Origin of the sequence: Planctomonas deserti (assembly GCF_003067705.1) — a bacterium.
Lineage (GTDB): Bacteria > Actinomycetota > Actinomycetes > Actinomycetales > Microbacteriaceae > Planctomonas > Planctomonas deserti.
On record NZ_QANL01000001.1, the window covers coordinates 1,198,833 to 1,211,505 of the forward strand.

14 protein-coding genes and 1 tRNA gene are annotated in these 12,673 nt (G+C 69.8%); 10 read left to right on the forward strand and 5 right to left on the reverse strand.

The window, feature by feature from the left end; genetic code table 11:
- Window positions 1-11 precede the first annotated feature (11 nt).
- The gene (locus DAI20_RS05515; RefSeq protein WP_108249490.1) at window positions 12-1,223 is read left to right on the forward strand and encodes a UDP-N-acetylmuramate dehydrogenase; all 1,212 of its coding nucleotides are present in this window, start codon (window positions 12-14) and stop codon (window positions 1,221-1,223) included.
- A gap of 88 nt (window positions 1,224-1,311) precedes the next feature.
- Here the strand turns inward: DAI20_RS05515 and DAI20_RS05520 are convergent, their stop codons facing one another.
- Complete coding sequence (locus tag DAI20_RS05520) at window positions 1,312-2,220, reverse strand: endonuclease domain-containing protein (RefSeq protein ID WP_159084924.1); 909 nt, start codon at window positions 2,218-2,220, stop codon at window positions 1,312-1,314.
- A gap of 167 nt (window positions 2,221-2,387) precedes the next feature.
- Complete coding sequence (locus tag DAI20_RS05525) at window positions 2,388-3,590, reverse strand: pyridoxal phosphate-dependent aminotransferase (protein WP_108249492.1); 1,203 nt, start codon at window positions 3,588-3,590, stop codon at window positions 2,388-2,390.
- 228 nt (window positions 3,591-3,818) lie between these two features.
- Here DAI20_RS05525 and DAI20_RS05530 point away from each other — a divergent pair.
- The 6 genes from DAI20_RS05530 (at window position 3,819) to DAI20_RS05555 (ending at window position 7,323) form a co-directional block, all read left to right on the forward strand.
- Window positions 3,819-3,891: transfer RNA gene (locus tag DAI20_RS05530), tRNA-Trp, on the forward strand.
- Between the two features lie 85 nt (window positions 3,892-3,976).
- Window positions 3,977-4,261, forward strand: coding sequence for a preprotein translocase subunit SecE (secE, locus tag DAI20_RS05535; protein ID WP_108249493.1), 285 nt, complete (start codon window positions 3,977-3,979; stop codon window positions 4,259-4,261).
- Between the two features lie 116 nt (window positions 4,262-4,377).
- Window positions 4,378-5,391, forward strand: coding sequence for a transcription termination/antitermination protein NusG (gene nusG, locus DAI20_RS05540; RefSeq protein ID WP_108249494.1), 1,014 nt, complete (start codon window positions 4,378-4,380; stop codon window positions 5,389-5,391).
- A gap of 82 nt (window positions 5,392-5,473) precedes the next feature.
- Window positions 5,474-5,905: a 50S ribosomal protein L11 gene (rplK, locus tag DAI20_RS05545; protein WP_108249495.1), complete on the forward strand. Its 432-nt coding sequence runs from the start codon at window positions 5,474-5,476 to the stop codon at window positions 5,903-5,905.
- A gap of 101 nt (window positions 5,906-6,006) precedes the next feature.
- A complete protein-coding gene (gene rplA, locus DAI20_RS05550; RefSeq protein ID WP_108249496.1) occupies window positions 6,007-6,699 on the forward strand; it encodes a 50S ribosomal protein L1 in 693 nt (230 codons plus the stop codon).
- Between the two features lie 87 nt (window positions 6,700-6,786).
- Window positions 6,787-7,323: a GNAT family N-acetyltransferase gene (locus tag DAI20_RS05555; RefSeq protein WP_205781347.1), complete on the forward strand. Its 537-nt coding sequence runs from the start codon at window positions 6,787-6,789 to the stop codon at window positions 7,321-7,323.
- A gap of 111 nt (window positions 7,324-7,434) precedes the next feature.
- On the opposite strand, the gene DAI20_RS05560 is transcribed toward DAI20_RS05555, so the two are convergent.
- The 3 genes from DAI20_RS05560 to DAI20_RS05570 all read right to left on the reverse strand — a co-directional run bounded on the left by DAI20_RS05560 (window position 7,435) and on the right by DAI20_RS05570 (window position 10,380).
- Complete coding sequence (locus DAI20_RS05560) at window positions 7,435-8,409, reverse strand: NADP-dependent oxidoreductase (RefSeq protein ID WP_240605883.1); 975 nt, start codon at window positions 8,407-8,409, stop codon at window positions 7,435-7,437.
- 90 nt (window positions 8,410-8,499) lie between these two features.
- Complete coding sequence (locus tag DAI20_RS05565; RefSeq protein WP_108249767.1) at window positions 8,500-9,132, reverse strand: YqaJ viral recombinase family protein; 633 nt, start codon at window positions 9,130-9,132, stop codon at window positions 8,500-8,502.
- A gap of 231 nt (window positions 9,133-9,363) precedes the next feature.
- Window positions 9,364-10,380, reverse strand: coding sequence for a Gfo/Idh/MocA family protein (locus DAI20_RS05570; protein ID WP_108249498.1), 1,017 nt, complete (start codon window positions 10,378-10,380; stop codon window positions 9,364-9,366).
- 138 nt (window positions 10,381-10,518) lie between these two features.
- Here DAI20_RS05570 and DAI20_RS05575 point away from each other — a divergent pair, with 138 nt between their 5' ends.
- The 3 genes from DAI20_RS05575 to DAI20_RS05585 all read left to right on the forward strand — a co-directional run bounded on the left by DAI20_RS05575 (window position 10,519) and on the right by DAI20_RS05585 (window position 12,668).
- Entirely contained in the window at window positions 10,519-11,262 is a 744-nt protein-coding gene (locus DAI20_RS05575) for a sugar phosphate isomerase/epimerase family protein (protein WP_240605884.1), read from the forward strand.
- Window positions 11,259-12,362 carry a Gfo/Idh/MocA family protein gene (locus DAI20_RS05580; protein ID WP_108249499.1) on the forward strand — a complete coding sequence of 368 codons (1,104 nt, stop codon included), beginning with the start codon at window positions 11,259-11,261 and terminating at the stop codon, window positions 12,360-12,362. The genes DAI20_RS05575 and DAI20_RS05580 overlap by 4 nt, the downstream gene beginning before the upstream one ends.
- A gap of 102 nt (window positions 12,363-12,464) precedes the next feature.
- Complete coding sequence (locus tag DAI20_RS05585; RefSeq protein ID WP_159084925.1) at window positions 12,465-12,668, forward strand: hypothetical protein; 204 nt, start codon at window positions 12,465-12,467, stop codon at window positions 12,666-12,668.
- Window positions 12,669-12,673: the final 5 nt, after the last annotated feature.

Genomic DNA, 12,673 nt, shown 5'->3' on the forward strand with positions numbered 1-12,673 from the left:
CCCCCGGCCCTGTGAGCACCGATACGGCGAGCACCGATTTCGCGAGCACGAGCGGAACGGGTGCCGAGCTGTCGTCGCTCACGACCTTCCGGGTCGGCGGTCCCGCAGCCCGGATGGTGACCCTGACGGACCCCGCCACGCTCGCCGACCAGGTGCTCGAGGAGTGGGCGACCGGCGAGGACTGGCTGGTCCTCGGCGGCGGCTCGAACGTGCTCGTCTCCGACGACGGGTTCGACGGGACCGTGCTGCGCGTCGCCACCCGCGGCGTCGAGCGGATCCCGACGCCGGAGCGGCCCGGCCTCGCCGTGCTGCGGGTGCAGGCGGGGGAGCCCTGGGACGCGCTCGTGGCGCAGACCGTCGAGCTGGGCCTCGCCGGGCTCGAGGCCCTCTCCGGCATCCCGGGTTCGACCGGGGCGTCCCCGATCCAGAACATCGGCGCGTACGGGCAGGAGGTCGCGCAGACCCTCACGGCCGTCGAGTTCCTCGACTACCTGTCCGGCGACACCGTGCGCATCCCGGCCGCCGAACTGGGCTTCGGCTACCGCACGTCCGTCTTCAAGCGCGGCAGGCAGGGCGTCGTCACGGCCGTCGAGTTCGAGCTCGTCGAGGGGCCCGACGCATCCGGGGCGCCGCTCAGCCAGCCCGTGGCCTACCCGCAGCTCGCCAAGGCGCTCGGCGTCGAGCTCGGCGCGCGCGTGCCGCTCGCCGACGTGCGCTCCGCCGTGCTCGCCCTGCGCGCATCCAAGGGCATGGTGCTCGACGACGCGGACACCGACACTTGGAGCGCGGGCTCGTTCTTCACCAACCCGATCGTGACCGAGCACTTCGCCCGCACGCTCCCCGCCGACGCGCCCCGCTGGCCGGTGGAGCACGACGTCGCGGATCGCGTGGTCGAGCTCGTCGGAGACCACCGCGACGCGTATGCGGTCGAGGACGCCGTGATCGAGCTGCACCGCACGCGGCAGGAGCGCGAGGCCGCAGGCGGACCCGACGTGAAGCTGAGCGCGGCCTGGCTGATCGAGCACGCGGGGGTGCGCCGGGGGTTCCGGCTGCCCGGGTCCGCGGCGGCGATCTCCAGCAAGCACACCCTCGCGCTGACCAACACGGGCGGGGCGACGGCGGAGCAGCTCGCGGAGCTCGCCCGCTACGTGCAGGGCCGCGTGCTCGCGGAGTTCGGCATCCTCCTCCACCCGGAACCCCAGCTCGTCAACCTCACCCTCTAACCCCCCTCACCCCCGCACCCCCCCACCCATCCCGTGAGGTGCCCACTTCGGACCCGTTTTCGCCGATTTCGGGTCCGATCCGGGCACCTCACGGGGAGGAGCGGCGGGCCAGGGCGCGCCCGACCTGCAGCAGCAGCTGCGTCGGGTCGCGCAGGTCGTCCGCGTTGACGCGAAGGACGAGCCAGCCCTCGGCCTCCAGCCGGCGCACGCGGGCCATGTCCTTCCGCCACCGGTCCGGCTCCGTGCGGTGGTAGTCCCCCTCGTACTCCACCGCGACACGGGCCTCCAGGAAGGCGAGATCCACGCGCCCCAGGAAGCGCCCCGACCGATCGCGGACGACGTGGTTGGGCACCACGTCGGTGAACCCGGCCTCGATGAGGATCACCCGCAGCACCGACTCTGCGGGCGACTCCGACCGGTCATCGACGAGGTCGAGCGCGAGCCGCAGGGCGGGACGCCCCCGTCGACCGGGGTGGCGCCGCACCGCCGCCACCAGTTGCTGTCTGTTGCACAGGGGAGCCCGTCGATACAGCAGATAGTCTCCGGCCGCGACGAGGTTCGGCACGGTGAGCAGGGGTGCGAGGTCGCACCACGTGCGTGCGGCACCGGTCATCCGGAGCCCGAGGCGGGTGGTCACGTCGTCCTGACCGATCCCGAGCTTGTGGCCCGCGACCCCGTCCGCATGCGGCGCACGCGCGGGAGCGGGGACGGCGACGTGGAGCCGAGGGTCGCCGCTCAGGCGAGGAGGCAGGGGCATCCCGAGGAGGGCGGCGGCTGTCGGCCCGCAGAAGAAGGCGGCATCGGGAAGCCGGGTCTGAAGCGCGCGGCATCGCTCCTGCAGGGTGAGGTTCCCGGTGCCCGCGTGCCGAGTGCCCCAGAACGGTCGCTGCAGGTCCGGACCACGGAGCCGTCCCTGGCCGAGTCCGGCCTCCGAGCCCTCCCGATAGGAGAACGCCGTCGCGCGAAGGTGGGGTGGCAGGGGTACGACCGGATTCACCCGGGCATGGTGCCCGCGCTCAGCGGATCCGGCTCCCGCTCTCCACAGGGCCCGCATCCCACCCCGTGAGGTGCCCGAATCGGATGCGAAATGCGCGAAAACGCATCCGAAGTGGGCACCTCAGCGGAAGGGTGAGGAGAGGGGGGAGGGGGAGGGAGGGGAGGGCCTTAGGAGAGGAGGGACTGGATGCGGCGGATGCCCTCCAGCAGCGGCTCGTCGCCCAGCGCGTAGGAGAAGCGGAGGTATCCGCTCGGCCCGAACGCCTCACCCGGAACAGCGGCGACCTCGGCCTTCTCGAGCAGCAGGTCCGCCACCTCGAGCGACGTGGTCGGGGTGACGCCGTCGATCGTGCGGCCGAAGAGGCCGGTCACGTCGGGATAGACGTAGAACGCGCCCGTGGGGGTCGGCGTCACGAAGCCGTCGATGCGGTTGAGCTCCTCGACGATCGTCTTGCGCCGCCGGTCGAACGCCTGGCGCATCGTCTCCACGGGCTCCTGCGATCCGGTGAGGGCGGCGATGGCGGCGCGCTGCGAGATGTTGGCCACGTTCGAGGAGAGGTGCGACTGCAGGTTGCCCGCCGCCTTGATGACGTCGGCGGGCCCGACCATCCAGCCCACCCGCCAGCCGGTCATCGCGTACGTCTTGGCGACGCCGTTGACGAGGATGGTGCGGTCCGCGAGCGCGGGCACGGCCTCGACGATGGACGTCGCCTCGACGCCGTCGTAGGTGAGGTTCTGGTAGATCTCGTCGCTGATCACCCAGATGCCGTTCGCCTCTGCCCACTCGCCGATGGCCGTCGTCTGCTCGCGGGAGTAGACGGAGCCGGTGGGGTTGGACGGCGACACGAACAGCAGCACCTTGGTGCGCGGGGTGCGCGCGGCCTCCAGCTGCTCGACGGTGACGAGGTAGTCCTGGTCGGCTCCGGCGAACACCTCGACGGGCAACCCGCCGGCCAGCCGGATCGCCTCGGGGTAGGTGGTCCAGAACGGCGTCGGCATCAGTACCTCGTCGCCCGGGTCGAGCAGCGTGGCGAACGCCTGGTACACGCCCTGCTTGCCGCCGTTGGTCACGATGACCTGGGATGCCGGCACGTCGAGCCCACTGTCGCGGCGCGTCTTCTCGGCGATCGCCTCGCGCAGGTCGGGCAGGCCGACGGCGGGGGTGTAGCGGTGGTTCTTCGGGTCGTGCGCGGCCGCGACGGCCGCTTCGACGATGTGGTCCGGCGTGGGGAAGTCGGGCTCGCCCGCGGCGTAGCTGATGACGGGGCGGCCCTGCGCCTGCAGGGCCTTCGCCTTCGCGTCGACCTTGAGAGTCGCCGACTCTGCGATGGATCCGATGCGCGCGGAGACTCTGCTTCCCTGGGTGCCCATGCCTGAAAGCATAGGCCGACCCTCCCCGCGACCCTCCCGGGCTCCGGTGCGGGCGGCAGGCCGTAGACTGGCGGAGTCGGCGGGGAACCGCCTCGGCTTTACAGTGTCCGGGGCGTCATCTAGACTGACTCAGGTTGTTGAAGTCGGCCAAGCTTTTCTGCGCCCTTTTTCACGGGGCTCAATCCCTAAAAGGTTCTCGTAGCGAAGCTGTGCGACTTCGCCGACCATAGGGCGGTGGCTCAATTGGTAGAGCAGCGGTCTCCAAAACCGCAGGTTGCAGGTTCGAGTCCTGTCCGCCCTGCAAGACGGTCCTCTCGGTAGCGGGGGGAGTGTCGTACGGCCGTTTCGGACTTCGGGTTCGGTCGAAAGCCAAGAAGGGTGAACGCGTGGCGCGAAAGATCGTCGACGAGCCAAGCGAGGAAATCGTCGCCAATGCCAAGCAGGAGCGCGCCGAAAAGCGCAATCCGCTCGGTCGCGTCGCGCTGTTCATCCGCCAGGTGATCGCCGAGCTCAAGAAGGTCGTCACCCCCACCCGCAAGGAGCTTCTGAGCTTCACGGCGGTCGTGCTGGTCTTCGTCGTCATCATGATGGCGATCGTGTCCGGCCTCGACGCCGTCTTCGGGTTCCTGACGATCATGGTCTTCGGCGACGGCAACATCGCGGGCGGCTGACCCCACCACGCGACGGGCTCGCCGGGCGCGAGCCGACACCGATCGGGGAACGGGCCGGGCGAACATGACCCGCGTGCCCGCAATCACAGTGCAGACAATGCAAGGGAAGAGATCCAGTGGCCAACTCACACCGCGATGAAATCGACACCGCGCCCTCCTCGGAGCAGACCTCCGAGGTCGGCGAGGTGCAGGAGGGTGACGTCCAGACCGCTGACGACCTCTCCTCGACCGCCGCGGAGCACGTTGCGCTCCACGTCGTCTCGGACGACGAGGAGAACTCGATCGACCTCAACGAGGTCCTGGACGCCGTAGAGCTGGCCGCCGACCCCGAGGCCGACGCCATCGTCGACGAGGCGCTCGAGGTGGACTCCATCGACGAGGCTGACGCCGCCGTCGCCGCCACAGACGACGAGGCGGACATCGAGGCCGAGGTCGAGGCCGAGGAGGACTCCCACGAGGTGGCCCCGTACGACGGCCCCGACGTGAACGGCGACGAGGACGAGGTCGAGGTCGACCCGTACGAGGCGTTCAAGAAGGAGCTCCGCGCCAAGCCGGGCAAGTGGTACGTCATCCACTCCTACGCCGGATTCGAGCGCCGGGTGAAGTCCAACATCGAGAACCGCATGGTCTCGATGAACATGGAGGACTACATCTACCAGATCGAGGTCCCCATGGAGGACGTCGTCGAGATCAAGAACGGCCAGCGGAAGCTGGTCAACCGCGTGCGCATCCCGGGCTACGTGCTCGTGCGCATGAGCCTCAACGAGGACAGCTGGTCCGTCGTCCGTCACACGCCCGGCGTCACGGGCTTCGTGGGCAACGCCCACAACCCGACGCCGCTGCGCTTCGACGAGGCGTTCTCTATGCTGAAGAGCCTCGTCGAGGTCGAGGCCGCCCCGACTGCCAAGTCCGGTGGCGCCAAGGGTGGAAAGGCCGCACAGCGCGTGCTGCCCGCCGAGATCGACTTCGAGATCGGCGAGACCATCACCATCAAGGAGGGATCGTTCGCCGGCCTGCCGGGTTCGATCAGCGAGATCAAGCCGGAGAGCGGCAAGCTCACCGTGCTCGTCTCCCTCTTCGAGCGCGAGACCCCGGTCGAGCTCAGCTTCGACCAGGTCACCAAGCTCTAGAGACCACCGCGGCCCGGATTCGCCGGGACCTGCGGGAGCGCATCCGCCACTTGGCGGGTGCTCGATACGAAAAGGAAGAACTATGGCACCGAAGAAGAAGGTAACTGGTCTGATCAAGCTTCAGATCAAGGCCGGCGCCGCCAACCCCGCACCGCCCATCGGTCCGGCGCTGGGTCAGCACGGCGTCAACATCATGGAGTTCTGCAAGGCGTACAACGCCCAGACCGAGGCGCAGCGCGGCAACGTCATCCCCGTGGAGATCACGGTGTACGAGGACCGCACGTTCACGTTCATCCTGAAGACCCCACCGGCCGCGGAGCTCATCAAGAAGGCCGCCGGCGTCGCCAAGGGCTCGTCCACGCCGCACACCGTCAAGGTGGCCAAGCTCACCCGCGACCAGGTGCGTGAGATCGCCGAGCAGAAGCAGGTCGACCTCAACGCGAACGACATCGCGGCCGCCGAGAAGATCATCGAGGGCACCGCCCGCTCGATGGGCATCACGGTCGAGGCGTAGTCCTCTCCACCCTTTCCTTAGGTCCCCCGCTTTAACGGGGGCCACCCGTGGGAGAGCCAGCCTGGCTCATCAACCACACTCTCGAATCAGGAGAATTTTTCATGGCAACGAAGTCCAAGGCCTACCGGGCCGCCGCCGAGAAGATCGAAGACGGCAAGCTGTACACCCCCACCGAGGCTGTCAGCCTCGCGAAGGAGACGGGCTCGTCGAAGTTCGACGCGACCGTCGAGGTCGCGCTGAAGCTCGGCGTCGACCCCCGCAAGGCCGACCAGATGGTGCGCGGCACCGTCATCCTTCCCCACGGCACCGGCAAGACCGCCCGCGTCATCGTCTTCGCGACGGGCGCTGCGGCCGAGGCCGCGATCGCGGCCGGCGCTGACGAGGTCGGCGGCGACGAGCTCATCGAGAAGGTCGCGGGCGGGTACACCTCGTTCGACGCCGCCGTCGCCACGCCGGAGCTCATGGGCAAGGTCGGCCGTCTCGGAAAGGTGCTCGGCCCCCGCGGCCTCATGCCCAACCCGAAGACCGGCACCGTGACCCCGGACGCCGCTCGCGCCGTCTCCGAGATCAAGGGCGGAAAGATCGAGTTCCGCGTCGACAAGCACGCCAACGTGCACTTCGTCGTCGGCAAGGCGAGCTTCGCGCCCGAGCAGCTGAGCGAGAACATCTCGGCAGCGCTCGAGGAGGTCGTGCGCCTCAAGCCGAGCTCGGCCAAGGGTCGCTACATCCAGAAGGGCACCGTGTCCACCACGTTCGGCCCCGGCATCCCCGTGGACGTCAACGCCATCGCGTAGTCGTTCCACGTCTCGTCCGAGCAGGGCCCGCTTCGGCGGGCCCTGATCGTCGTTAACGGCGCCGACCGTGCGAAGTACCCTGGAGGGGTGACGACGGCCCCGAGGATCCACCGGGCGACGCCGGACGAGGCCCCGGAGGTGGCACGGCTGGCTGAGCTCACGTTCGCGCTCGCCTGCCCGCCCGGCACGGCGCCGACCGCGATCGAGCGGTTCATCGCGGACAACCTGACCGAGGTGCACTTCCGCCGGTATCTCGCGGACGAGAACCGTCAGGTGATCCTCGCCACGGATGACGGCCGCCCCGTCGGCTACACGATGCTGGTGCACGGCGAGCCGGCGGACGACGACGTTGCGGTGGCGATCTCCCTCCGACCGTCGGTCGAACTCAGCAAGGTCTACGTGCTGCAGACCCATCACGGTGTCGGTGTCGCGGGCGCCCTGATGGACGCGACGCTCGACGCGGCCCGGGAGGGCGGCGCGGTGGGTGTGTGGCTGGGCGTCAACAAGCACAACGAGCGGGCGATCCGGTTCTATCGCAAGAGCGGCTTCGAGGTCGTCGGCTCGAAGACCTTCCTCGTCGGCCCGGAACTTCACCACGACCACGTCCTGGAGCGCGAGCTCTAGAGGACGGTTGGGGGCGGTCGGTGCCGCGTCCCTTCGACGGGCTCAGGGACCGTGGGTGCGGTCGTTCACGGTCGCTGAGCTTGTCGAAGCGACGTTCCGGGCGCGGGCGGGTCAGCCGTCGCAGACCTTCAGGACGACCTTGCCGCGCGTGTGGCCGCTCTCCAGCGCCGCGTGCGCCCGTGCGGCGTCGGCGAGGTCGAAGACCTGATCGACGTACACATGCACGTCGCCGGACTCGAGCAGCCGCGAGATCATGCCGAGCGTCTGGCCGTCCGGTGCCACGGCGAATCCGGTGGCACGGACCCGGGCGGCCGCTGCCTCCTCGGCCATGGTGGGCCACTCGTCCGCGCGGGCGGTGACGAGGAGCCCGCCGTGGCGGAGCACGGAGAGGGAGCGCCGCGACGTCTCCTCGCGGGCGTTGCCGACGAGGTCGATCACGAGGTCGACGTCCACCGCGAGGTCCTCAAAGCGGCTCGACTCGTAGTCGATGACCTCCATGGCCCCGAGCTCGCGCAGCCAGGAGGCGTTCCTCGCCGACCCCGTCGCGATGACGTGCGCCCCGAAGTGCGCGGCGAACTGCACGGCGAGGTGACCGACACCCCCTGCGCCGGCGTGCACGAGCACGATCTGACCCTCGTGCGCCTTGCCGACGTCGATGACCATGCCCCAGGCGGCGAGCGCGGCGAGCGGCGCCGCGGCGGCCTCGACGTGCGACAGCCGGGTCGGCTTGCGGGCGAGGTGCGTGCTCGGAACGGAGACGTACTCCGCGTAACTGCCGAGACCGCGGGGCGTGGGCGCGACCCCGTAGACCTCGTCGCCCGGCTGCAGGGGATGCGCGCCGTACGGCGCCTCCACCACGAAGCCGCTGAAGTCGTAGCCGAGCACGGCGGGGAAGCGGCCGAGCACCGAGGCGGGGAGCCGTCCTGCGCGGGCGAGCACGTCGAGCGGCGACACCCCGGCCGCCACGACCTTCACGAGCACCTCGGAGTCGATGCGGAGCGGGGTATCCACGTCCATGATCTGCAGCACGTCGGCTGTCCCGGTCGACTCGATGGCGGCGGCGCGCATCCCCCTGCTTGGCGTCATGACCCCAGTCAAGACCGCGAATAAGTCCACCCTGTTACGGGTGTGTTCCCCTGTCGCTAACAATGCTGCGAAGCACCCGGGCGGGCGGGATCAGCGGAGCTTCGCGGCCTCCCGGTGCAGCACCGCGATCAGCGAGTTGGCCATGCTGACGAGCCGGTCGATCTCGGTGTCGTCGCGCTCGATCCAGCAGTGCTGGGGCTGCTCCGACACGGGGATGAAGTCGACGTGGTGCTCCCAGACGAGCAGTGTGCGGTCGGCCCCGAGCACGTACTGCTGCCACCAGACCTGGCGCAGGTACGGTCGCGGGATGCTGCGCCACTGCTTGCTCGTGGTCTTGATCTCGCAGAGCTCGAGGGATCCGTTGTCGCGCACGCCGATGCCGTCCGGAGTGGCGAGGTGTCGGCGCTGGCCGGCGGCGTGGAACAGGGCCGAGCTGGCCTCGATGCCGTGCTGAGTGTCCACCCATGCCGCGATGTGCGGTTCGCGCGCCCGGCCGTGCTCGGTGTACGCGTTGCCGCCGAAGCGCGAGCCGTGCAGCTTCTCCATGGCCACCGTCTGGATGGATGCGGTGCTGGAGAGGCGGGCGACATCGGTCGCGGTGATGCCACGGCTTCGGGCCCGGAGCCACGCCACCCGATCCGTCGAGTCTGCGAGCATGCGGGACAGGTGCGGGGGCTTGGGTTTCGGGACCTCGGCTTCGTCCTCCCAGGGGAAGGTGAGCATGAGGTCGGTCACCGCTCAAGCGTACGTGAGATCACCGTCAACCCCTGCCAGCGGCGCGACACGAGTCCCCCATCCGGTGGTCCTGTACCCCTCGATGCGCCCCTTCCGCATCCCCGCATGTTCGCAATTCAGGCTCACCTGCGACACGCCGTGTTTCGGAGGGGTCCAAACACGGCGTGTCGCAGCACGGCCTGAATTGCGAACACCGTGGAGGCGCGGGTGAGGGACCGACTAGAAGGTGCCGAGCTGGCGGCGGGCCTCGTCGATCGTCCCGAGCACGGCGATCGCGTCATCGAGCGTGTGCAGCGGCTCCTCCGTGCGTCCCTCGCCGATCGCGATCGCGGCGGCGACCGCCGACCGCCCGAGGGCGCCGCGGCCGATCAGGCCGGACTCGTCCTTCCAGTGGGCGAGCTCGTGCCCGTGTCGTGCGACCGTGAGTTCCGCGGGCTCCCAGAAACGCGGGTGCACGGTGATCGTGCCCGTGCCGCCGGCGATCACGGCCGTGGCGGGCGGGGCGGCGAAGAGGGTCGTGTGCAGCAGCGCCTGTGCCGAACCGGACTCGAGCACCAGCGCAGACTGGCCGTCGACGCCCGTGGCGGTGGCGTAGCCGCGCGCGGTCACCCGCTCCGGCGCGCCGAGCACGAGGTGTGCGAAGGACACGGGATACACGCCGAGGTCGAGCAGGGCGCCGCCGCCGAGGGCGGGGTCGTTGATGCGGTCCGCGGGATCCGTGGACGCGGTGCCACCGAAGCTCGCCGTGACGATGCGGATGTCGCCGAGGTCGCCACCCTGCAGGAGCTGGCGCACGATGTCGGTCTGCGGAAGGTACCTCGTCCACATGGCCTCCATGGCGAAGACGCCCGCCTCGCGCGCGGCACTTGCAATGGCCGCCGCCTCGGTCGCCGTCGTCGCGAGCGGCTTCTCGACGAGCACGTTCTTGCCCGCCCCGATGGCGAGCAGCGCGAGACGGGCGTGCTCGCTGTGCGGCGCCGCGATGTAGACGACATCGAGGCCGTCGTCCTGCACGAGCTCCTCGTACGAGCCGTACGCGCGCTCGATGCCGAACTCGGCCGCGAACGACCGCGCCCGCTCGAGCGACCGCGACCCCACCGCGACAGGGAGCTGGGCGGTGTGGGTGCGCAGTGACGTGACGAAGTCGCGCGCGATGGCGCCGGGGGCGAGGATGCCCCAGCGAAGCGCCGGACCGCTGCGCGGATCGGGCGTGCGAGGGGAGGGGAGGTGGCTCATCGTGGTCGTACTCCTTCGTCGACGGGGCGGGACGGCATCGCCCCGGGCCAAGTTACTTAAGTCTGCTTAGATAGTTTCGGGTCGAGGAGAACCGTGCCGCACAACGCGCCGGTGACCGACGTTTCAATGAGGAGAACCGTGTCGCAGAATCCACTGTCCATCCAGCTCTATACGGTGCGCGAGCACCTCGCCGCCGACCTCCCGGGCACGCTCCGGCGCGTCGCGGACGTGGGCTTCCGCCAGGTCGAGCTCTACAACTTCGTGGACAACGCGGACCAGTACGTCGACGCCCTCGCGGATGCCGGCCTCACCGCACCGTCTGCGCACGCCCGGCTGGTCGGCCAGGACGCCATCCGCATCTTCGAGGCCGCCCGAACCATCGGCGTGAAGACCGTCATCGACCCCGCCGTCGACGCGGCGCGCTGGACCACCCGCGAGGACGTCGAGACCATCGCGGCGGACCTGAACGGCCTGGCCAAGGTCGCCGCCGACCACGGGCTCGCGGTCGGCTACCACAACCACGAGTTCGAGTTCGAGGCCCGCATCGACGGCGTCTCGGCGCTCGAGGTGCTCGCCGGCAGCCTGCACGACTCCGTTCTGCTCGAGCTCGACACCTACTGGGCCGCCGTCGGCGGCGAGGAGGTCGTACCGCTGCTCGGCCGCCTGGGTGACCGCGTTCAGTTCCTGCACATCAAGGATGGCCCGCTGACGAAGGACGACAAGGAGCAGCTGGCGGTCGGCAAGGGCAAGATGCCGATCGACGACATCCTCGCCGCGGCGCCGAACGCGCTCGCGGTCGTCGAGCTCGACGACTTCACCGGCGACGTCTTCGACGCCGTCACCGATAGCTACACCTACCTGAACGGACGGAACGACAAGTGAGCACCAACGGACGCGTGGGCGTCGGCGTCATCGGCGCCGGTGTCATCAGCGACACCTACCTCGAGAACCTGACCAGCTTCCCCGACCTGGAGGTGCTGTTCGTCGCGGATCTCGACGAGCCCCGCGCCAAGTCCCAGGCCGAGAAGCACGGCGTCCCCGCCGGCGGATCGGTCGACGAGCTGCTGGCTAACCCCGACATCCAGCTCGTGGTCAACCTGACCATCCCGGTCGTGCACGTCGAGGTCGGCCTGCGCGTGATCGCCGCGGGCAAGCATCTCTGGAGCGAGAAGCCCATCTCCCTCGACCGCGAGAGCGGCCGGCAGCTGCTCGAGGCGGCGACCGCGGCGGGCGTCCGCGTCGGCTGCGCGCCGGACACCTTCCTCGGCGCCGGCCTCCAGACCGCGTTCCGCGCGATCGCACGCGGCGACATCGGAACGCCGCTCACGGCGCTCGCGCTCTTCCAGACCCCCGGCCCCGAGAGCTGGCACCCGAACCCCGCGTTCCTCTTCCAGGAGGGCGCCGGGCCCATGTTCGACGTCGGCGTGTACTACCTCACCGCCCTGGCGCACGCGCTCGGTCCCTACGCCCGCGTCGCGGGACTCGGGTCGAAGGCGCGCGAGCAGCGCGTCATCGGTTCCGGGCCGAAGGCGGGCGAGAGCTTCGACGTCACGGTGCCCAGCCACGTCGGCGCCCTGCTCCAGTTCGAGTCCGGGCAGTCCGGCCAGGCCGTGTTCAGCTTCGACTCCAAGCTGAGGCGCGCAGGCGTTGTGGAGATCGCGGGCACGGACGGCACCATCGTCTTCCCCGACCCGAACAACTTCGACGGCGACATCCAGGTGTGGGGCGCGGGCGACGAGCCGACGGTCATCCCGGCGTCGGGACACTCGTCCACCCGCGGCACCGGGGCGCTCGAGATGGCCCAGGCCATCCGGGAGGGACGCCCGCACCGCGCCAGCGGCGAGTCCGCCTTCCACGTGCTCGACACGATGGTGTCGATCGCCGAGTCGGTGCAGTCCGGTCAGTTCGTCGAGGTGACGAGCACGTTCGAGCCGTCCCCGGCCCTTCCGGAGGGCTGGGACCCCACGGTCGCGACGTTCTGACCGGCGGCCGGGGGCGTTCTCCACAGCTGTTCCTTCCTCTCTTGACTGAGGCGTATAAGCACCTGCTATAAATGCGATGTTTCGCCGACAGAGAGGTTGGAAATGACATTGCTCACGGATACGACGCCCCCGGTCTCGCCCATCTCGGTCCTCGACCGACCGGCGCGTCCGGGCCAGGCGGAGGACGATCCCTTCGCCTTCACCATCGGATACTCCGGTCGCGAGGACGAGATCGCGCTCGGGGACATCACCCTCTGCTGCAGCACGACCTGCTCGTGCAGCAGCAGCCGGAAGAAGCAGCAGTAGCCGCC